Annotated in this window: 8 protein-coding genes and 2 pseudogenes; 9 read left to right on the forward strand and 1 reads right to left on the reverse strand. The window is 62.5% G+C overall.

Annotated elements, in window-relative coordinates; genetic code table 11:
• Window positions 1–125: 125 nt before the first annotated feature.
• Window positions 126–3,956 (reverse strand): bifunctional diguanylate cyclase/phosphodiesterase, encoded by a 3,831-nt coding sequence (locus CAG34_RS22840; RefSeq protein ID WP_085592552.1) that lies wholly within the window; start codon window positions 3,954–3,956, stop codon window positions 126–128.
• 248 nt (window positions 3,957–4,204) lie between these two features.
• Between CAG34_RS22840 and CAG34_RS22845 the strand changes: the two genes are divergently transcribed.
• The 9 genes and pseudogenes from CAG34_RS22845 (at window position 4,205) to CAG34_RS22885 (ending at window position 22,551) form a co-directional block, all read left to right on the forward strand.
• On the forward strand, window positions 4,205–4,612 hold the full coding sequence (locus CAG34_RS22845; protein ID WP_085592554.1) for a hypothetical protein: 408 nt from the start codon (window positions 4,205–4,207) through the stop codon (window positions 4,610–4,612).
• Between the two features lie 210 nt (window positions 4,613–4,822).
• Window positions 4,823–6,553, forward strand: a complete 1,731-nt coding sequence (locus CAG34_RS22850; protein ID WP_085592556.1) for a ShlB/FhaC/HecB family hemolysin secretion/activation protein — start codon at window positions 4,823–4,825, stop codon at window positions 6,551–6,553.
• Between the two features lie 23 nt (window positions 6,554–6,576).
• Window positions 6,577–19,728 (forward strand): hemagglutinin repeat-containing protein, encoded by a 13,152-nt coding sequence (locus CAG34_RS22855; protein WP_085592558.1) that lies wholly within the window; start codon window positions 6,577–6,579, stop codon window positions 19,726–19,728.
• A complete protein-coding gene (locus CAG34_RS22860) occupies window positions 19,725–20,276 on the forward strand; it encodes a hypothetical protein (protein ID WP_085592560.1) in 552 nt (183 codons plus the stop codon). The genes CAG34_RS22855 and CAG34_RS22860 overlap by 4 nt, the downstream gene beginning before the upstream one ends.
• Window positions 20,277–20,540: 264 nt before the next feature.
• Window positions 20,541–20,741: pseudogene (locus tag CAG34_RS22865) on the forward strand (hypothetical protein); the annotation flags it as partial.
• Window positions 20,742–20,746: 5 nt separating this feature from the next.
• On the forward strand, window positions 20,747–21,001 hold the full coding sequence (locus CAG34_RS22870; protein WP_075043697.1) for a MafI family immunity protein: 255 nt from the start codon (window positions 20,747–20,749) through the stop codon (window positions 20,999–21,001).
• 119 nt (window positions 21,002–21,120) lie between these two features.
• Window positions 21,121–21,975, forward strand: a pseudogene (locus CAG34_RS22875) (IS5 family transposase).
• Complete coding sequence (locus tag CAG34_RS29520; RefSeq protein ID WP_085592562.1) at window positions 21,908–22,222, forward strand: DNA/RNA non-specific endonuclease; 315 nt, start codon at window positions 21,908–21,910, stop codon at window positions 22,220–22,222. Before CAG34_RS22875 ends, CAG34_RS29520 begins: the two are co-directional and overlap by 68 nt.
• Window positions 22,222–22,551 carry a hypothetical protein gene (locus tag CAG34_RS22885; protein ID WP_085592564.1) on the forward strand — a complete coding sequence of 110 codons (330 nt, stop codon included), beginning with the start codon at window positions 22,222–22,224 and terminating at the stop codon, window positions 22,549–22,551. The genes CAG34_RS29520 and CAG34_RS22885 overlap by 1 nt, the downstream gene beginning before the upstream one ends.
• Window positions 22,552–22,576 lie beyond the last annotated feature (25 nt).

Raw genomic sequence — 22,576 nt, forward strand, 5'->3', positions numbered from 1 at the left:
TTTTGGGGGCGCTTTGCGCCCCATCGCCGGCAAGCCAGCTCCCACAGATACTGCACAGGGCTTGAGGTCTATGCGGTCGAGGTGGGAGCTGGCTTGCCGGCGATAGGGCCAGTGCAGGCAACTGCTCAATGGAACATGAAGAGCTTCTCGTTGGCGAACTGCGCCTCGAACTGATGCGCCGGCATCGGCCGCCCGAACAGGTAGCCCTGCACCTCGTCGCAACCATGCTCGCGCAGGAACTCCAGCTGCTCGTGGGTCTCCACCCCTTCGGCAATCACCGCCAGGTTGAGGCTGTGGGCCATGGCGATGATCGCCCGGGCAATCTGCGCATCCTGTTCGCCTTCGGGCAGGCCGTCGACGAAGGTGCGGTCGATCTTCAACACGTCGATCGGGAACTGCTTGAGGTAGTTCAGCGACGAGTAGCCGGTGCCGAAGTCGTCCACCGCGATGCTCAGGCCGAGGTTTTTCAGGCTGGCGAGAATCTGCATGGCTTCGTTCACTTCGCGCATCAGGATGCTTTCGGTCAGCTCCAGCTCCAGGCACGCCGGTGGCAGGCCGGTTTCTTCCAGAATGGTGGCGATACGCGTGCCCAGTTGGCCGTCGGAGAACTGCCGCGCCGAGATGTTCACCGACACCTTCGGCACGCGCACCTTGGCCTTGTGCCAGGCCTTGAGCTGGCGGCTGGCCTCGCGCAGCACCCAGTCGCCGACGTCCACCACCAGGCCCAGTTCTTCGATCACCGGGATGAAGTCGCCCGGCGGCACCAGGCCGCGGGTCGGGTGGCGCCAGCGCAGCAGGGCTTCGGCGCCGGTCAGGCGCTTGCCGTCGCCGCTGAACTGCGGCTGGTAGTAGAGGATGAACTCGTTCTGCTCCATGGCGTGGCGCAGGTCGCTCTCCAGCTCCAGGCGTTCCAGGGCGCTGGCGTTCATCTCCGCCTGGTAGAACTGGAAGTTGTTCTTGCCGCGCTCCTTGGCGTGGTACATGGCGGTGTCGGCGTTTTTCATCAGCTGGCTCAGCTCGCTGCCGTCCTGCGGGCTGAGGGCGATGCCGATACTGGCGGTAACGAAGAACTCGCGGTTCTCCAGCACGAACGGCCGCACCAGGCTGCCGAGGATGTTCTCGGCCACGTGGATGGCGCGGTTGAGTGCCATCTCACGGGTAGCGCGCGGTTGCAGCAGCAGGGTGAACTCGTCGCCGCCCATGCGCGCCACGGTGTCGTCGTTGTCCACGCAGGCCAGCAGGCGCTGGGCCATGTCCTTGAGCATGCGGTCGCCGGCAGCGTGGCCGAGGGAGTCGTTGATCGGCTTGAAGCGGTCCAGGTCGAGGAACATCAGCACCACCCAGGCCTTTTGCCGCTCGGCCTGCTGCAGGGCGTTGTACAGGCGGTCCTGGAACAACGTGCGGTTGGGCAGGTGGGTGAGGGCGTCGTAGTAGGCCAGGCGGTGGATGCGCTGTTCGCTGGCCTTGCGCTCGCTGATGTCGGTGAAGAAGCACACGTAGCTGGCCAGGTCGCCTTCGTCGTCCAGCACCGCGGTAATGCCGACCCAGGCCGGGTAGTGGTCGCCGTCGCGGCGCTTGAGCCACACCTCGCCCTCCCAGCTACCGCGCTGGTAAAGCTGCTTGACCACGTAGCGCAGGTGGCCTTCCTGCTGTTCGTCGACGGTAAGCATGCCCGGCAACTGGTCGAGCACCTCGCTGACGGCGTAGCCACTGACGCGGCTGAACGCTTCGTTGGCCTGGACGATATAGCCGGCCGGGTCGGTGATGAGGATGGCCGAGGTGGAGTGCTCGAATACCGTCGCGGCCATGCGCAGGTCTTTTTCGGCGCGGCGTTGCTGGCTGATGTCGCGGCCCACCCCGAGCACGCCTTCGAAGCGTTCTTCATCGTCCCACACCAGCACCAGGCGCAGTTCGATGGGGATCTTGCGGCCATCGGCGCGCAGGCAGTCGAACAGGAACAGCTGGGTGGGCAGCTGGCTGCGTAGCTGGGCCAGCTGGGCCGGGTCGCCCATGGCCTTGCTGACGCGCTCCATCAGGCTGTAGATACCGGTGAGCTGGGACGGGTTGGCGACGATCGACTGCCAGCCGTTGGCGAAGATCCAGTCGGCCTGGTAGCCCAGCACGGCCTGCACCGAGGGGCTCACATAGTTGAGCTGGAGCAGCCTGTCGGTGGAGAAGATCACGTCGCTGATGCTTTCGGCGAGCATGCGGTAGCGCTGTTCGCTGTCGCGCAGCGACTGGCTGGCCTCGATCTGCACCGTCACGTCCTTGCCCACGCCGATGATGCGCGTCACCAGGCCATCGGCGTCGCGGGTCAGCACTTGTTCGCGGATGTCGTAGCAGCGCCAGCCGCCATCACGGTGACGGAAGCGCAGCTGGCAGTGCAGCGGCTGGTCATGGCCGCTGTCGCGCTGTTGCTGGCGCAGCGCCTGGTAGTGCGCGGCGTCCTCGGGGTGCAGCAGCAGCTCCCAGAAGCGGTCGCCCATCTGCGCCAGCTCGGTACGGTCGTAGCCCAGCGTCTGGCCGAGGTGGCGGTTGCTGAAGATCATGCGCTGGCTGAGCACGTCCTGCACGTACAGCTGGTCGGGCACGGTGCGCACCACGTCCGACCAGAAGCTTTCGCGCTCCAGCAGCGACAGCTCCACCTGCTTGCGGCTGGTGATGTCGCTGATGCTGAGGATGACTGCCTGGTAATCGCGGCGCTGCTGCGGCAGGCGGGCCATCAGCCACAGGTGCAGCTCGCCACCCAGCGGCGCCGGCAGGCGCACTTCCAGCTCCAGCAGCGGGCGCTGCTCGATCAGCGCGTCGATCAGTTGCATGCCAATGCTGTCGCGGCCATCGCCAGTGCCGTCGATCAGGCGCTGCCAGGCGCCTTCGTGGCTGTCGATATTCAACAACTGGCGGGCCACCTGGTTGATCTCGGTGATCTTCAGCTCCAGCAGCAGCGAGCGGCGCAGGCTGGGGTCCAGGGCCAGGCTGTGCTTGAGCGCGGCAGGGTTGCGCAGGTGGTAGCGGTCGAGTTGGCCGGGCAGGCTGGACAGGTCGAGCACACACAAGGCCACGCCGGTGCCTTCGAAGATTTCCTGGTAGCGCCGGCGGTCTTCCTGCAGCGCCCGTTGGCGGCGGCGCATGTTGATCAGGGCCAGCACTGGCAGCAGGGCGCAGAACAGCACCAGCAGGCATTTGCCGAGCAGCGCCGGCAGCAGCTTCTGCTGGGCCAGCTTGGCGTCGAACAGGCCGCGCAACTGCCAGGTACTGTTGTCGATGAAGGCCAGCATCACGCTTTGCAGCGGCTCGTTGCTGGTATCGGCCGGCGCATGGCTTTGCAGTACCTCGCCGTTGCGGCTGTTTTCCAGCAGCCATAGCGGGTGGCCGGCACCATCCAGATGGAGGGTGAGGGTGCGGTAGTAGTCCGGCGACAGGCGCAGCAGCCAGTAGCCGCGGCCCTGTTCGGTGGCCTGGCGTAGCAACAGGTAGAGGGTGCGGTTGTCGGCCGAATTGGTGAAGAAGTACGGGCTGCCCTGGTTCAGCCTGAGCAGCTCGTCAAGCAAATGGCGGTCGGGGCTGCCGGCCAGGCTGTCGGCCTGCACCTGCCCGGTAGCGTCTAGCCAGGCCATGCTCTGCAGGGCCGGCAGGCGCTCGCGCAGGGTGCCCAGCAGGCTGGGCAGGGCCGAGGGCGTCGGCGCCTTGACGTAAGGCTGCACCACATTCACGGCTTGCTGGGCCTTGAACGCCATGTTCAGGCTCAGGTGGTCGGCCAGTTCGGCGGTGGCGTCCAGGCTCTGTTTGCGCAGGTCGGCCTGGGTATGGTTGAACTGGGCGAACAGCTGCCACAGCAGCAGGCCCAGCAGGATCAGGGCCAGCAGCGCCAGCGCACCCTTGATCGACCCGCGCAGCGAGGCGACGGGCGCCTGTGGCGCGGAACGCAATGACGACGGATGAGTAAGATTGGTCAAGCGTTGATCCTGCGATTGGGCTGGCGATGGCAGGGATGGATCATGCACGGTGTGTGCCGGTGTCTGGTTGCCAGACAGCGGTGGCGCACTATAAGGCCGGACACCCGAAACGAGCTAGCATGCCTAGGATTATGGCAAAGTGCCAGCCAATGTGACCGGTGGTGCCTGCCCGGTGGTTCGGCAAGCCCCTGCAACCTGTGCGAGAATAGCGCCCGCTTCAAATGACAACGCATCGGAGATGTTCGGTTTTGGTTACTCACTTTTCCTCCAATGGCCTCGATTCCGCCTGCGGGCGCAGCAGTCAGACCCTTGTCAGCACTGCCGTGACCGAGGACGTATCCTGCAAGTCTTGCCAGCGTTCGCTGAGCAAACCCGAGGCGGCAACTGTCGCCAAGAGCAAGAGCCCTTCGCTGGCTGAACTGCGCAAGACCGCCAAGGCGGCAGCTGAGCCGGTGGTGGCTGTGGCTGCGGCCAGCAAGCCCGCCGCCAAGGTCGTCGGTACTGCGCCTGCGGCGGTCAAACCTGCCCAAGTGGCCGAACAGCAGCCTGCCCGTAACGGTGGCTTCAGCGTGAAATCGGCCTGGGCCGCGCGCCTGGCCGAGCAGGGCGAGCGCTGCCGGTTGCCGCGCGGCAAGGCCAGGCAGCGTCACGTCTGAGCCATCTCAAGACCTGTGCGGTCCCTGTGTGGGGCTTCAGCCGCGAAGAGGCCGGCACAGGTCATGAGTTTTCCAATCATTCAATCGATCCTGCCTCCACCTTCAACCCTTGCTTACCCTACCGTGCGTCGATGGCTTATTGATGCCATGGGAATGCCCGAATAAACTTGTCGGCTTTTCGCTCTACCGCTCTATTTCGAAGGATCGAACATGTTTTTCCCCTCTCTGGGTCAGCGCGGCATGGGCTGGCTTGCATGCGCGTTTCTTGCCACTTTGGCAAATGTTGCCTCCGCTGCGCCGATGGGGACACCCGGCGACCAGGAGCTGATTCGTGACCGTCAGAACCGCCTGCTTGAAGAGCAGCAGCGGCGTCTGGAACAGTTGCAGGAGCTACCTGGCCGGGGCGCCGAGCCGGTCGCGCCGGTCAAACCCGATGACAGCCGCTGTTTTCCGATCAGCGATATTGTGCTGGAGGGTGCTGATGCGCTCTCCACGTCGGAACGCGAGCGCCTGCTCAAACCCTATCTTGGCCAGTGCCTTGGCGTCACGCAGCTGAACGCGCTGCTCAAGAGCGTTACCGATCTTTATATTCAGAAAGGCCTGGTCACCAGCCGTGCCTACCTGCCCCAGCAGGACCTGTCCAACGGCCGCCTGAAGGTCATCGTGGTGGAGGGCCGTCTCGAAGGCCTGAAGCCGGCAGAAGGCAGCAAGCTTTCCCCTCGTGAGCTGGCCATGAGCTTTCCGGGCGGCACCGGCGAGCTGCTGAACCTGCGCCAGATCGAACAGATGGTCGATCAGCTCAACCGCCTGCCATCGAACCAGGCACAAATGGAACTGACCCCGGGCAAGGCGGTGGGCGGCAGCGAAGTGGTGGTGCGCAACGCCCCACAAAAGCCATGGCGCGTGGGCCTGTCGCGAAGCAACGATGGCCAGCGCAGCACCGGCGAGCAGCAATGGGGCAGCAGCCTGGAATGGGACAGCCCGCTTGGCCTGGCCGACCAACTGGTTTTGCGTGGCAGCCACGATGCCATCAGCGACCACCAGAAGACCTCGCGCAGCGCCATGCTCTACTACAACCTGCCATTGGGCTGGTGGAACCTCAGCTACAGCTACAGCCAGAGCGAGTACCGTTCGCTGGGCGAGGCTTCAGGCTTCAATTTCAAGCAGGACGGTGACAGCCAGAACCACCAGCTGCGGCTGGAACGGGTGATACACCGCGATGCAATGAGCAAGACTTCGCTCAACACCGGCCTGAGCTACTTGCGCACCAACAACTTCATCGAAGACAGCAAGCTGGACACCAGCAGCAACCGCTTGAGTGAAGCGCAGTTCGGCATCAACCATGGGCGGCGGGTCGGCAATGCGTTCGTCAACGTCGACCTGGGCATGCAGAACGGCATCGGTGCCTTCGATGCCCAGGGCGAAGACCAGCGCAGCAGCACCGGCAAGCGCCTGCCCAACGCTCGGTACCGCAAGTACACCGCTACGGTCAGCTACCTCCAGCCGTTCAAGCTGTGGGGTGAGTCGCTGGTGTTCAGCAGCCTGGTCACTGGCCAGCGCAGTGAAGACCTGCTGTTCAGCTCGCAACGCATGAGCCTGGGCAGCCAGTCCTCGATCCGTGGCTACAAGGACCAGAGCCTGAACGGAGACAGTGGCTATTACTGGCGCAACGATGTGCGCTGGAGCCGGCCGGTGGCCTGGGACTGGCTGCAACCCGTGCTGGCCGAATACGGCCTGGGGCTGGCCTACGACGTCGGCGCGATTCGCCATGATCGCTACAACAGCGGACAAAGTGGCCGGCTGTCCAGCGATGCGGTCGAGCTGTTCGCTCGCGGCAAGCACCTGTCCGCCAGCGTGACCTTTGCCCACTCCCTCGAGCGGCCCGCCGCAATCGAAGCACGCGAGGCACCGGTTTACTTCCGCCTGGACATCTTCCTTTAACAGCGCTTTTCCCGAGTACCGACATGGACGTTCGTCAATTTGCCTTCCTGGCCCGTCAGCCTTCGGCTGCCCTGCAAACACGCCGCACCTTCTGGGGCCTGTCCAAGCGTGGGCTGGCTTTCATGCTGGCCAACATGATGTTCTGGCAGCCGCTGGTGGCCATGGCCGACGGCATCGTGGTCAACGGCAGTGGCACCAGCCTCGGCCAGGCAGGCAACGGCGTGCCCATCGTCAATATCGCTGCACCCAGCGGCGCTGGGCTGTCGCACAACAAGTTCAGTGACTACAACGTCGGCCAGCAAGGCGTAATCCTCAACAACGCCACCGGCCGCACCCAGGCCACCCAGCTGGGCGGCATCGTTCTCGGCAACAGCAACCTGGGCGGCCGTGCGGCCAGCACCATCCTCAACGAGGTCAATGGTGGCAACCCGAGCCAGCTCAAGGGTTACACCGAGGTGGCCGGGCAGTCGGCGCATGTCATTGTCGCCAACCCCTATGGCGTAACCTGCAACGGCTGCGGTTTCATCAATACGCCCAGGGCCACGCTGACGACCGGCAAGCCGGTAGTCGAAAATGGGCAACTGCAGCGCTATCAGGTGGAGCAAGGCAGTGTCGCCATCGAAGGCGCCGGGCTCAATGCCAGCAACATCGACCAGTTCGAGATCATCACCCGCAGCGCCAGAATCAACGCCCAGATCCAGGCCCGCCAGCTGGCGGTGGTCGCCGGCAGCAACGACGTCGATGCGCAGAGCCTGGCCGCCACCGCACGTGCCGCCGACTCGGCCCAGGCGCCGCAGTTGGCCATCGATTCCTCGGCACTGGGCGGCATGTACGCCAACACCATCAAGCTGGTAGGTACCGAAGCCGGCGTGGGGGTGAAGCTCGACGGCAAGCTGATTGCCAGCGGCGGCGATATCCAACTCGATGCCAACGGCCAGCTGCGCATGGCCGAGGCCACCGCAGCCAAGGGCTCGGTGGCGATCACGGCCAGCCAGCTCGATGCCCAGGGCGGGGTATATGCCGGCAACGAACTGAAAGTGCGCACCCAGGGCGACCTGAACAATCGCCAGTCGCTCGCTGCCGGGCAACGCATCAGCCTGGACAGCGCTGGGCGGCTGAGCAACCAAGGCATCATCGAAGCGGGCGTCAACGCCGACAACAGCCGCAACACCACCGGCGACGCACGCCTGAACGCCAGGCACATCGATAACCATGGCAACACTGTGGTGGCCAGCCGCGATCTGAGCGTCACGGCGCAGCAAAGCCTGAACAACCAGGGCGGTACGCTCGGCGCCCGGTCTCGCCTCAGCGCAAGCGCCGATACCCTCGACAATCGCAACGCCGGCAGGCTGCTCAGCAGCGGCCAGGCGGACCTCACAGCCTCACGCCTGAACAATGCCCAAGGCGGGCTGATCGACGGCGCCAGCGTGAACGCCAAGGTTGGCCAGCTGGACAACGCCGCCGGTAGCGTGCGCGCGGGCCAGCACCTGGCTCTGACGGCCAGCGGCGCGGTGGATAACCGTGGTGGCCAGCTGACCAGTCTGCAGACCCTGAACCTCAACGCTGGCCAGGTAAACAATAGCGACAGCGGGCGCATTGCCAGTAACCAGGCACTAAGCGCCAGTGTCACGGGCCTCGACCAGCACAACGGCGGCAGCCTGACCAGCGTCAGCGAGCTGAGCCTGAACCTGAACAAAGGCCACCTGAACAATCAGGGTGGCCTGATCAATGCGCCACGCCTGACCCTGAACAACCTCGACACGGTGGATAACCACAAGGGCGAAATCTCCAGCGCCCAAGCGTTTGCGCTGGTGGCGCGCAGTCTCGACAACAGCCTTGGCAAGCTGCTCGGCAACCAGAACCTGAGCCTGCATCTGGACCAGGCACTGAACAACGACGGCGGGCTGGTTTCCGCTAACGGCATCAATGTGCGTGCCGCCAGCCTGGATAACCATGCGGGTACCCTGACCAGCCGTGCCGACCTGGCGCTGCAAGTGACCGGTAACAGCAACAACCAGTCAGGCGAGATTTCCAGCGTCGGTACCACCACTCTCAAAGGTGGCAGCCTCGACAACCGCGGTGGCCAGGTCACCGGCGATGCGGCCTTGCAGGTAGCGCTGGGCGACGCCCTGGACAATCGCCGAGGCCTGCTCGGATCGGCCGGGGGCGTCCACCTGCAGGCCGCCAGCCTGGACAACCGCGAGGCCGGCAACCTGGTCAGCGACGCGGGCCTGAGCGCCGAGGTCACCCACTTGCTGGACAACCAGCAAGGCGAGATCAGCGCCAAAGGCAACATCGACCTGCGCGCGGCCAAACTCGACAACCGTGCCGGCAAACTGCGCGCCGGCCAGCAGGCGAGCCTGAATGTCGAGCAACTGGACAACCGCCAGCAAGGGCTGCTGAACAGCCTGGCCGCACTCAGCTACAAGGGTTTGCAACTGGACAACCGTGGTGGCCTGCTAAGCGCCGCCGGGCCGGTGCGCCTGCAAGCCGGCAGCCTGGACAATAGCGGCGGTCGTATTTCCAGTCAGCGCACACTGGTGGCCCAGTTCGGGCAAATGATCAACCAAGGTGGCGAGCTGGTTGCCCAGGGCGACCTGTTGCTGGCCGGCAGCCACCTGGACAACCGCGCCAAAGGCTTGATCGGTGGCATCAGCGCGTTACGGCTGAATGTTGCCGAAATCGACAACCGTGGCGGAGAAATCTCCACCACCAAGGCGTTGGCCATGCAAGGCACCCGCCTGGACAACAGCAACAGCGGCAAGGTCCTGGCCGGCAGCGCCCTGCAACTGCAGATGACCGAGGTGCTCAACCGCAACCTGGGCCTTCTGTCGGCCACCGGGCCGCTGACCCTAAGCGGCCAGCAGCTGGACAACGGCCAAGGGCGTCTGGTCAGTGGTGGCGACCTGGACGTTGGCCTGGTTGGCGGGTTAACCAACCAGCAGGGACTGATCAGTGCCGAAGGGCGCCTGGGCGTTACCGTCGGCAAGCTGGACAACAGCAGCGGCAAGCTCTCCAGCGCTGCCGGCCTTTCGCTGACCAGCGCCGGCACGCTGCTCAACCGCAACGGCTCGATCACTACCGACGCCGGTCTGGCGCTGACCAGCCAAAGCCTCGACAACGGCCAGGCCGGCTTGCTCAGCAGCAAAGGCGCGGCCAAGGTCGTTACCGGCACCTTCGACAACGGCGAGGGCGCGCAACTGGTCAGTGGCGACCGCCTCGACCTTGAGGCCGGCCAGCTCAATAACGGCCAGGGCAGCCGCATCGCCAGTGAAAAGGCGCTGGTCGCCAGCGTCACCGGCCTCGCTCAGGACGGTGGCCAACTGTTCAGCAAAACTGCGCTGACCCTCGACCTGAACCACGGCCAGCTGCGCAACCGGCAGGGGTTGATCAACGCGCCACTGCTGGTGCTGAACAACCTTGCCAAGGTGGATAACCAGCAAGGCGAAATCTCCAGTGCCCAAGCATTCACCCTGGCAGCACGCAGCCTGGACAACAGCAACGGCCGGCTGATCGGCCAGCAAGGCCTGACCCTGCGCATCGACCAGGCACTTAACAACCTCAAGGGCCTGGTAGCGGCCAGTGGCCTGGACCTGCGCAGCGCCAGCCTAGACAACAACCTGGGCCTGATCAGCAGCCGCGCCGGCCTGGGCCTGGCCGTCGACGGCGAACTGCGTAATCAGGGCGGTACGCTGATCGCAGATGATCGCCTGCACATGCAGGCCGGCAGCCTGCTGAACCAGCAGGGGCAGGTTTCCGCTGCGGGCGAGTTGCAAGCGCGAATTGGTACCCTCGATAACCAGGCCGGTGTGCTGGTTGCCTCTGGGTACCTGAAACTGTCCGGTGACCAGCTCGACAACCGCCAGGGTGGCCTGATCGGTGCGAGCCAGGGCCTGGACTTGCAGGTGGCGGCGGTAGACAACCGCGCCGGGGAGCTGTCGAGCAAGGCAGACGTCATCCTCGGCGGTACCCGCCTGGACAACAGTGACGGCGGCAAGGTGCTGGCCGACGGCAAGCTGCAAGTCGCCGTCGCCGAGGTGATCAACCGTAGCAAAGGCATGCTCTCGGGCAAGGCCGGGCTAGGCTTGACCGGCAACAGCCTGGACAACGTCGGCGGCCTGCTGCTCAGCCAGCACGCCATCGATGCCACGCTACAAGGCACACTCGACAACCGTCAGGGCCTGATCAGTGCCGAAGGTAGCTTGGGCCTGGCGAGCAACGCACTCGACAACCGCGGCGGCAGTGTTTCCAGCGCGGGGGCGATGACCCTCAAGCACACCGGCAACGTCCTCAACCAGGGCGGGGAATTGGTCACCGATGCGGCGCTGCAACTGAGCGCGGGTCAGGTCACCAACACCGACCTGGGAACCATCAGCGCCAAGGGGCCGGCCAGCATCGACGCCGGCAGTCTCGACAACAGCCGCAAAGGCCGGATCGACAGCGGCGCCAGCCTGGGCCTGATCACCGGCCAGCTGAGCAACCGCGATGGCGGCCGAATTGCCAGCGTCGGCGCCCTGTTGGTCAACGCCAGCGGCCTTGACCAGCAAGGTGGACAGCTGTTCAGCAACAGCGCATTGACCCTGGACCTCAACCATGGCCAGCTGGATAACCGCCACGGGCTGATCAACGCCCCGATGCTGGTGCTGAAGAACCTCGATGGGGTGAACAACCAGGGCGGCGAGATCTCCTCGGCTCAGGCCGTCACCCTGGCTGCTCGCAGCCTGGACAACAGCAGCGGCAAGGTGCTGAGCAATCAGGCGCTGACCCTGCGTATCGACCAGGCCTTGCAAAACATCAAAGGCCTGGTCGCTGCCGAAACCCTGCATACCCGTGCTGCAAGCCTGGACAATACCGGTGGCACGCTGACCAGCCGTGGTGGCCTCGACCTGCAGTTGGCCGACAGCCTGAACAACAGCCAGCAAGGCCTGATCAACGCCGCTGGCCTGCTGGACATTGCAGCCCACGCTGTCGACAACCAGGCAGGCTCGCTGTTGGGCAACGCCATTCGCATCGATTTCGGCAGTGCCACTGGCGACCTGAACAACGATGGTGGCCTGATCACCACCGATGGCCCGCTGGCCCTCGACCGCCTGCGCGACCTGAGCAACCGCGGCGGTGAAATTTCCTCGCGGCAGGACCTTGCCCTGGCCGGCCGTGCCCTGGACAACAGCGCTGGCAAGCTGATCAGCAGCGGCCAGCTGAATGTCACCGCCCAGCGCCTGCTGAACCAGGGTGGACTGGTCTCGGGCTGGCAAGGCCTGGGCGTAAATCTGGGCAGCCTCGACAACCGCAACCAGGGCACCCTGTCCAGCCGCGATGGCGCGTTGGACGCCGCAGTCAGCGGCGACCTGCAGAACAGCGCGGGTGGCGCGCTGGTCAGCCAGCAAACCCTGAACGTGGCAGCGGCGAACCTCGATAACAGTGGTGCCGGCATCCTGTCCAGTGGCGGCGCGCAGCGCCTGACCATCAGCGGGCTGCTGAACAACGGCCAGGGTGGCCTGATCGACAGCGGCGCGGCGCTGGCCCTCAACGCCATGGCCCTGGGCAACGGCGCCGGCAGCATCAGCGCCCGTCAGGCACTCGATGTGAATGCCGGTAGCCTGGACAACAGCGCCGGCAGCCTGATTGGCAATGCGGCCGTCACCCTCAAGCTGCTCGGCGCCCTTGCCAACAACAACGGCAAGCTTGCCAGCGCCGGCCCCCTGCGCATCGACAATGCCACGCAAATCGACAACCAGGGTGGCCAGATCGCGAGTCAGGGCCTGCTGAGCCTGTTCGCCAGCAGCCTGGACAACCGCAATCGCGGTACCGTGGCGGCCAGCCAGCAACTGACCCTGGGCGTTGACGGCCAACTGCTCAACAGCGCCGACGGCCTGATCTACAGCCAGAACGGCGGCGCCGATGTGCGTGCCGCCAGCTTTGGCAACACCAAGGGCACTTTGCAGAGCCAGGGTGCCTTGCAACTGGTGACCGGTGATGTCGACAACCAGAGTGGCCGTATCCTGGCCGACGCTGGCAACCTCGACGTCACGGCCGGCAACCTGGACAACCGTGGCGGCGTGCTTTCCAGCCTGCAAGGCAAGTTGGTCGCCGACCTGCGCGGTGTGCTGAACAACGGTTATGACCTGAACTACAACCGCCAGGGTGGCGTCACCCAGGCCCAGGCTCTCGACCTCAAGGTACTGGGTGGCATCGACAACTATGGCGGGCGAATTGCTGCACAAGCTGGCGATGCCTTGGTCAGCACCGCCGATTTCGACAACCGCAACGGCGGCCTTTATGCCCAAGGGCTGGTCAAGGTTACAGGTGGCAATTTCGACAACAGCGGCGACAACGATGGCCAGATCGCCGGCCAACGCATCGACCTGGGCCTCAGCGGTGCGCTGAACAACCGCCTGGGCATCATTGAAAGCGACAGTACCCTGGTCATCAAGGCGGCCAGCCTCGACAACCAGACCGGCCAGTTGCGTGCCTTGGGCACAAGCGGCGCCACCCGCCTGCAGATCGGCGGCCCGTTCGACAACCGCAACGGCACGCTGGAAACCGCCAACAGCGACCTCAGCCTAGGCGTTGGCAGTTTCCTCAACGCTGGCGGCAGCCTGCTGCACGTGGGCAGCGGCACTTTCGACATCAGCACAGCCAATGTCACGGGCGCCGGCGGCAGTATCGTCACCCGGGGCGGCCTCACCCTCAACGCTGACAGCTGGAGCAACAGCAACGTTATCCAGGCCGGGCGCCTGACGCTCAATGTCGGCAACTTCAGCCAGACCGCCAACGGCCAGTTGCTGGCCAGCGAAGCGCTGGTCGGCAGCGGCAGCGACTGGAGCAACGACGGCCTGATCGCCAGTGACGGCAGCCTCAGCCTCGATCTGGCTGGCACCTACGCCGGCAACGGCCGCCTGACCAGCCGTGGCGACCTTGGCCTGAGCGCCGCACAGGTCAACCTGAGCAACACCGGCAGCATCGCCAGCGGTGGCACCACCAGCCTCTCGGTAGTCGGGCAGTTGAACAGTGCCGGCCGCCTGACGTCTGCTACCGGCTTCACCCTCGTGGCAGGCGGCGTCAACAACCAAGGCACGCTGGGTGCCGGCGAAGCGCTGAGCGTGACCACCGGCGCCCTGGTCAACAGCGACCAGGGCCTGATTTTCAGCGGCAGGGATATGGGCCTGCGGGTCGCCAGCCTGACCAACAGCTATGCCGACGTCTACAGCCTGGGCGCCCTGACCATCGACCGGGATGGCCAGGGCGGCTTGGCCAACAGCATCGTGAACCGTTCCGGCTCGCTGCAGAGCGACCTGTCGATGAGCCTGGCAGCGAGCACCATTCAGAACGTGCGGGCGGTGCTGCAGACCGACAACAAGGGCCTCTACACCGCCCGCGTTGGCGAGGTGGCCTGCATCGAGGGCTACAACGCCGGCGACTGCGGCGGCAAGCGCAACCACGTCTGGGAGATCGTCCAGCGTGACAAGTTCGAGGTGACCGACGCCAGTGCCGCCTCCAGCATCACCACCGGCGGCAACCTGACCATCCGGGGCGGCGACCTGCTCAACAGCAGCAGCACCATCGCCGCTGCCGGTAACCTGGTGGCCAGCGTCGATAACCTGACCAACAGCGGTGTGGAAACCGGCGAGACCGAAACCACCCGCATCTTCCGTTCCGAACGTACCCGCAACGCCGGGGCCTGGTACCAGCTGGCCAGCTCGATCACCAGCAAGTACTGGTACGAGAGCGCTGGTTACGACCCTGCCAACCTGGGTGGCTTGCAAGCTGACCTGGCCAGGTTCATCGGCATGACCGAAGCGGAGCTGGTGAGCCTTGGCAGCACCCGCAAACTAGCGGCTGGCGACCAGAGCTATGCCGCCATCATGCAGGCCAATGGCGCGGTGAACATCACCGCCGGCAACGGCATCGACAACAGCGTCGTGCGCCCGGGTTACGCCTACATCGGTAGCGGCGCGCGTACCGATACCACCGCACCCGGTACGGCGTTTTCCACCCGCATCACACTCAACCAGCAGCTGCCGCCGGACCTCGCCCAACAACAGGTCAACCCGTTGGCGCTGCCCGGCTTCAGCCTACCCACTGGGCAGAACGGCTTGTTCCGCTTGAGCAGCGAGGCCGGCAGCACGACCGCCAGCGGCCCGCAAAGCTGGAGCATGGGCGGCGCCAGCCTGAGCGTCGCGCAGCGCCAGCAACCCTTGCCGCTGGCCCAGGGGCGCACGGTCAGCATCCGCGGTGCCGACCAAGCGGCAGGCAGCAGCACCACGCTGAATACGGCCGATCGCACCCAGGCGAACGTCGCCGGTAGTGCCAGCGCCGTCGACACCAGCCTGCCCGGGAACGCCGGTAGCCCCGCGCTGCCCGGCCGCTCGGCGGTGGACGACCGCATCAGCCAGGCCTCCACGCTCAACGGCCAAGGCCCGCTCACCATCGAGCGCGTGCAAGGCCTGCCCGACAGCAGCGTGCGCAGCAATCCGCACAAGTATCTGATCGAAACCAACCCGGTGCTCACCGACCTCAAGCAGTTCATGAGCTCCGACTACCTGCTGGCGAACCTTGGCTACGACCCGGATGAAAGTGCCAAGCGCCTGGGCGATGGCTTCTACGAGCAGAAGCTGATCCAGCAGGCCGTGGTCGCCCGCACCGGGCAACGCTTTATCGATGGCCAGAACAGTGACGAACAGCTGTTCAAGTACCTGATGGACAATGCCATCCAGAGCAAGCAACAGCTCAACCTGGCAGTGGGCGTGAGCCTCACCTCCGAACAGGTGGCGGCGCTGACCCATGACATCGTCTGGCTGGAAACCGCCGAGGTGAATGGCGAGCAGGTGCTGGTGCCAGTGCTCTATCTGGCGCACGGCAACAACCGTCTGGCCCCCAACGGCGCTCTGATCGCCGGCAACGACGTCAACCTGATCGCCGGCCAGAACCTCGACAACGTCGGGACCCTGCGCGCCAGCAACAACCTGTCGGCCAAGGCCGGCAACAACATGGTGAACAGCGGCCTGGTCGAGGCTGGCAACCGCCTCGACCTGCTGGCTGGCAACGATCTGGTGAACAAGGCCGGCGGCATCATCGCCGGGCGCGACGTCAGCCTCGCCGCCGTGCGTGACGTGATCAACGAACGCACTTTGACTTCGCACCAGAGCAGCAACGGCAGCTACGCCCAGCAGCGCGACTTTGTCGATAACGCCGCCCGGGTGGAAGCCGCGAACAACCTGGCGATCAACGCCGGGCGCGACCTGAGCAACAACGGCGGCGTGCTCAGCAGCGCTGCCGACACCAGCCTGAAGGCCGGCCGCGATGTGAAGCTGACCTCGGTCGAGCAGGTGGTGGTCAACGACCGCGGCGTGCGCCACACCGACAGCAGCGTGACCCAGAACGGCTCGAGCGTGCAGGCCGGGCGTGACCTGAGCGTCAGCGCCGGGCGCGATATCAGCGCGGTGGCCAGTGCGATCGAGGCCAAGCGGGATGTGGCCATGGCGGCGACGGGCGATCTGCAGCTGGCAGCGGCCGCCAACGAGCAGCACTCGGCGAGCAAGACCCGGAAAGTCACCAGCCAGGAGGACCATGTCCAGCAGGTGGGCAGCACCGTGGTGGCTGGCGGCAATGTGGCATTGAAGGCTGGCGACGACCTGGCACTGAGCGCCAGCCGCGTGACGGCGGGTGATGAGGCCTACCTTTATGCCGGTGGCGATGTACAGCTGGTCGCTGAGGAGAACAGCGACTACAGCTACTACCGCAAGACCAAGACCAGCCACTCCGGGCTATCCAGCAGCCAGAAGGCCCGGATCGACAGTTCGAAGGCCATCACTCAGCAGGGCTCGTCGGTCAGTGGTGACACGGTGGTCGTTCGCGCCGGGCAGGATATCGGCGTGTCGGGCAGCAGCATCGTGTCCACCAACGACACCAGCCTGCTGGCGGGCCGTAACGTGCAGATCGATAGCGCGACCGAAACGTTCGAGCAAAGCCACTCGAGCTCGAAGAAGAAATCGGGCCTGCTCAGCAGTGGAGGCATCGGCTTCACGTTGGGCTCGACCAGCCTGGAGAAAACCTCGACCAGCACCAGTGAGAACGCCAAGGCCAGCACCATTGGCAGCGTGCTGGGCAATGTCACCATCGAGGCGGGCAAGGACCTGGGTATCAAGGGGTCGGAGGTTGTCGCCGGCAAGGACATCACCCTGGTCGGGCAGAACGTCGAGATCGTTGCTGCTGAAAACCACAACACCAGCGAGCAGACGTCCAAGAGCAAGAGCAGCGGCTTGACCCTGGCGCTGTCCGGTACGGTTGGCAGTGCCATCGACACCGCTTACCAGACTACCAAGCAAGCGACCCGGGAAGAGGACAGCCGGCTTTCTGCACTCCAAGGTATCAAGGCCGGGCTGACCGGTGTTCAGGCCTGGCAGGCTGCCCAGCAGAGCGGTGGCATGACGGCGGATAATGCTGGCCAGTTCGTAGGTATCGCCTTATCGCTGGGCGGGCAGAAGTCGAGCTCGCGGCAGACCCAGGAACAGACCGTCAGCCAGGGCAGCAGCCTGACCAGTGGCAACGACCTGAGCATTGTGGCCACCGGCAACGGGGCCGGCAGCGGCGGGGATATCCGGGTACAAGGCAGTCAACTCAAGGCCGGCAATGACCTGCTGTTGTCCGCCGAACGCGACATCCAGCTTGAGGCTGCTGCCAATACGCAAAAGCTCGATGGCAAGAACAGCAGCAGTGGCGGCGCCATCGGCGCCAGCATTGGTGTAGGTTCCGAAGGTGCCGGTCTCAGCATCTTCGCCAATGCCAACAAGGGTGCCGGCAACGAGAAAGGCAACGGCACGACCTGGACCGAAACCACACTGGACGCCGGCAATGAGGCGACCCTGCTCAGCGGGCGGGACACGGCGCTCAAAGGGGCCCAGGTCAACGCCGCGAAAATCACCGCCGACGTAGGGCGCGACCTGACGCTGCAAAGCCTGCAGGACACCGACAACTACAAGTCCAAACAGGCCAATGTCAGCGGTGGGTTGAGCGTCACCATCATCGGCGCGGGCGGGGCAAGCGGCAGTCTCAGCGTCAGCAAGACCAAGCTCGACTCCAACTACCAGAGCGTGCAGGAGCAGACCGGTCTGTTCGCCGGCAAGGGCGGTTATCAGGTCGATGTGGGCAAGCACACCCAGCTTGACGGCAGCGTCATTGCCAGTACTGCCGACGCCGACAAGAACCGCCTGAGCACCGGCACCCTGGGCTGGAGCGATATCGCCAACAAGGCCGAGTTCAAGAGCCAGTTGGCCAGCGCCAGCATCAGCGGTGGCAACGGTGGTGCTGACACCTTCACCAGCAACATGCCAAGCGGCACGTTGATCGCCTATAACCACAGCGGCAGCGCCAGCGGCACCACATCTTCGGCCATTTCCGAAGGCACGCTGGAAATCCGAGACCCGGGCCGGCAGCAGCAGGATGTGACCAGCCTCAGTCACGACGTCGAGCATGCCAACGACAGCATCAGCCCGATCTTCGACAAGGAGAAGGAACAGCGGCGCCTGCAGCAGGTTCAGCTTATTGGCGAAATCGGCACACAGGTATCGGACATCGTCCGCACCCAAGGGCAGCTGAAGGCTGACCAGGAGGCGCGTGCGGAACTTGAAGCACACGGCATCGTGGCGCCGGGTGAAGGGGCAAGCAAGGAGGCGGTGAAGGCGTACCAGAAACAACTGGTCGCCACCGAGGCTTACCAGCGAATCATGGGTAAGTATGGCACCAGTGGTGATTACCAGCGCGTGACCCAGGCCGTGACAGCGGCACTGCAAGGGTTGGCGGGTGGTGATATCGGTTCTGCGCTGGCAGGCGCATCGGCACCGTACCTCGCGCAGGTGATCAAGAAATCCACTGGTGACAATGCTGCACTCAACGTCATGGCCCACGCAGTGTTGGGTGCCGTTGTCGCCCAAGCGCAGGGCAACTCGGCGGCAGCCGGGGCAGCGGGTGCGGCCGGCGGCGAACTGGTTGCCCGCCTGATCACTCAGCAGTTGTATGGCACCAGCGATAGCAACTCGCTCAGTGAAGAGCAGAAACAGACCGTTTCGGCGCTGTCGACGCTAGCGGCCGGGCTTTCGGGCGGTCTGGTGGAAGGTAATAGCGCTGGGGCTGTCGCGGGTGCCGGTGCGGGCCGTAACGCGGTTGAAAACAACCTGCTGGCGAACAAATACGGCGTTGAACGGCTGGATGCCGCCAGCCGGGCGTTGTATGAGAAGCTCAAGGCCGCCGGTATCGGCAGTATTGATGAGTTGCACGAGCGGTATAAAGCCTGTGGTGGAAATGGCGGCTGCGAGGTTGGTATTCGTGATGAGTACCGGCAGCAGGAGAAGCAGGCTGGGGAAAAGCTGGTTGAGCTGTACCAGAGCGGCAGGCTGAGCAAAGCGGAATATGACCTTCTGGTAACGGATTACGCCCTTGCGATGATGAGGGGGGTAGTGGACGCGCAGAAGAGCGACGCGGACGCGAGCTTCCTTGATGTCTACGCGCTGTCGGGCAGCGATTGGTCGCCAATGGGCGTTGTTGCGAATCCGTATGTGAACGCGATCAGAGCGAGTGAGCTGATTGCGGAATGGAGACGGCAAGGGTTAACTGAAGAGGCAATCAATGAACGGGCACGTCAGGACGGCTTGCTCGGCTCGACCTTGGCGCCGGTGGATGTGCCAGGGATCATTAGCCTTGTCGATAAAGGTGCTACGCGGGATGATGTAGTAAAATTAGCGGCGGTAGTGATACTAGGCAAAGCTACCAGCGGTGCAAAAGGTACTGCAACAGATCCGAAAGTCACCATCAAAGATCACTATGATCATCACTTGAATATGGTGGATGACATAAAGGATCAACTTTCGTCTCAAGGGTTCAGAGTCAGCGAAAAGGAAATATCATTCGGTAGCTCCTGCGGAACTGGTCGTTGTAGGCCAGATATCGTGGCCGAAGCACCGGATGGGACCTTGAGAATTATTGAGGTTAAGACAGGGGGCGCGGACTTGAGTATTCGTCAGTCAGAAATTTTCCCTCAAATAAAAGATGGGGCTTCAATTCCAAGGGGGAAAGTTGCCGAAAGTTTTGGCCTCACGCCAGGCGTACCACTAAAGGATCAAGGTTATCCTAACGGTATCCCTATTGAGATAATGAATTTTCCTGGTGCTAAGTTATGAAGGAAAAAGATGTGGCTTCAATTTTGACGGAGCAGGGCTGGGTTTGTAGCAAGGATGAAGTCGGGGATTATTTTTGCGTGACAGATGTTGATGGGGTTAAACTTCAAGTAATCCCGTCTGTGAAGAAGCGCTCGGATCATTTTCGGGTGTCACTTATGCCATCGGTTTCGACCAAAGAATTCTCGGAAACTGTTGCGTTTGTGCGGGGAGAGGGGAGCGGATATTCGCCGGTAATAGTCAGTAATGAGCCTCCAGAGAAGTTGCCTGAATTCTCTAGTGATGATGTTCTCAGGATGTCTGAGAAAGCCATGTCTTGGGCACGCTCTCAAAATATTGAGTCCGGCCTGATGGTTTATAGAAGTCTGCCGACTGACAGTAAAGGCGCGATGCCCCTTCGGCACTTGGCTGCATTGGCAATAGCTGGTGACGTTGAACGATTGGACGGTTACAAGAAGAGCTTTGAGATGGGAGACAGGCTTGGTTTTGTACCCTACATTACTGATGGCATGATTGATCGGGCAGTCTTGAAAGCCAAACTTGCAAAATAGATTTTTTGCCGGTATTGGCAGCATTGATGATTGCACGAGCGGTATAAAGCCTGTGGTGGAAATGGCAGCTGCGAGGTTGGCATTCGTGATGAGTACCGGCAGCAGAAGAAACAGGCTGGGGGAAAGCTTGTTGAGCTGTACCAGAGCGGCAGGCTGAGCAAAGCGGAATACGAACTTCTGGTAACGGATTACGCCCTTGCGATGATGAGGGGGGTAGTGGACGCGCAGAAGAGCGACGCGGACGCGAGCTTCCTTGATGTCTATGCGCTGTCGGGCAGCGATTGGTGGTACGCGCAAACAGGAACCGGTGGGGCTTATACGGCTAAGGGAGATCCTGCCAAATGGGTTGCTTATGAAACTCGTGATGGTGTACGTATGCGAGTTGTATACCAACCAGCTACTGGGAAGGTGGTTACCGCGTTTCCTGATGATGCTCCTGTCCCGCCTTATAAACCTATTAGGTAAATTTTATGTTTGCAGATCGTATTATTGAATTCGGGAAGAAATTCGACGGCCGATTGGAAGCTGGCCTGCTCCAAGGGGCTTTGGACTATGTCGCGTACAATGAGGAAGGCCTAGCCTTTGAGATACTATGCGATCACATTTGTGAATTTGATATTTCTATTACGGACGACGAGTACCAGGAGGCAGTTAGACTTATCACAGATCTAGGGTTTGATTTAGATGAGGGGCCATTTAAGCACTTGGTGGGATTGAAGAAATAAAAACCTAGGGGTCGGTTGGTGCAAAAGGCGCAGGTGAGGTTGCCTCGAAACCCAATTGCCGCCCTTCGGAAGCTGAAATTCTGTAGGGTTTCCGGCCATCTACGGAACGGAGTTCTGTGATGGCAAAGCGTTACGAACTCTCGGACGAGGCCTGGGATGTGGTCTCTGATCTCTTCATCGAAACTCATGGTCGGGGGCGACCGCGTCTAAGCGACCGCCTGATGCTCGATGGCGTGCTCCGGGTGCTCTGCTCGGGCGCTGCGTGGCAAGACATGCCGGAGCGCTTCGGCCCATGGTCAACGGTGTATCAACGGTTTCGCGGATGGCGAAACCAGGGGACATTCGATCAGATGCTCAAACGCTTACCCCTGAGATTGAATGAGCAAGGCTTGATTGATCTGCAAACCTGGATGATCGTCTCGACCGCAGTACGTGCAACCCGAGCCTCATCTGGCGCTCGGAAAAAAGGGGGCCTGACGAACCTGCCGATCACGCTCTAGGCCCCAGTCGCGGTGGCCCGACAACTAAGATCCACTTGCTCTGCGACGCCAACGGGACACCGTTGCGCTTCCTCCTCTCTGGCGGTCAAGCCAGTGACATCAGCTACGCACAACCACTGCTGGACGAAGTCAGCATTCCATCGAACCAACGTGGCCGCCCGCGCAAGCGCCGCAAATGGTTGCTCGCCGACAAGGGCTACGACGCCGAAACGCTGCGCCGTTACTGCGACCAGTACCGTATGCAACCCGTCCTCCCGATGCGCTCAATGAAGCGCAAACCCAAGCCTGGCTTACCCAGACTGTTTGATCGGCCCAAACTGACAGCGCAACATCATTGAGCGCATTTTTGGCTGGCTGAAAGAGAATCGCCGCATCGTCACACGCTTCGACAAGCTCGCGAAAAGCTATGCCGCCATGGTCTCACTGGCTTGTTCCATGTGGTGTTTGCGACATCTCTTTTCGTACGGAGCCTAGTATATTCAGCGGACCTGGGGAGAGGTTGAACCTCCTTCCCATGAATGGAAACTTGAATAAAGGTACTTGGAAATCTATGGGGAATACATGGGCGTCCGCATTCAAGGAGGGAAAGCAAGTTAACGTAAAGATTGAGACTATTTATTTTGGCAATACTGTTCGGCCAGAAAGCTTTAACGTGCAGTGTTCAATAGGTATTGCTCGTCCAAAAGAAATTTTATTTAAAAACTCACCGGGCGTAAATTGATGCGTAGTGATGATGATATCTATAATGACATTGGGGGTATTCTGTTTGAGATTGCTCCCGATGGAGCCTGTAAAGTTATTATGCGTGCACAACTATCCCAGGAGCTAGATAGCTGTGAGTATGAGTATGACTACATTGATGAACAAGGTAACGTTGCCTGGTTTACGGCAGGCGGGCGAGTCAATACAGATATTTTAGATCTTTTAGTGGAGTTGCGTCGTTGGTATGTTGAGAATAAACTGACAGGAGGGCTGCCAGCGTGGAGTGGCTGTGAGGTGGCCTTGGACTTGATTAAATTTAAAATTTGCATCGACTTTATTTATCCTTGAGAATTAAGCGGCAAGTTTAGATGTA

Source organism: Pseudomonas sp. B14(2017) (genome assembly GCF_002113255.1).
Taxonomy (GTDB): domain Bacteria; phylum Pseudomonadota; class Gammaproteobacteria; order Pseudomonadales; family Pseudomonadaceae; genus Aquipseudomonas; species Aquipseudomonas putida_Z.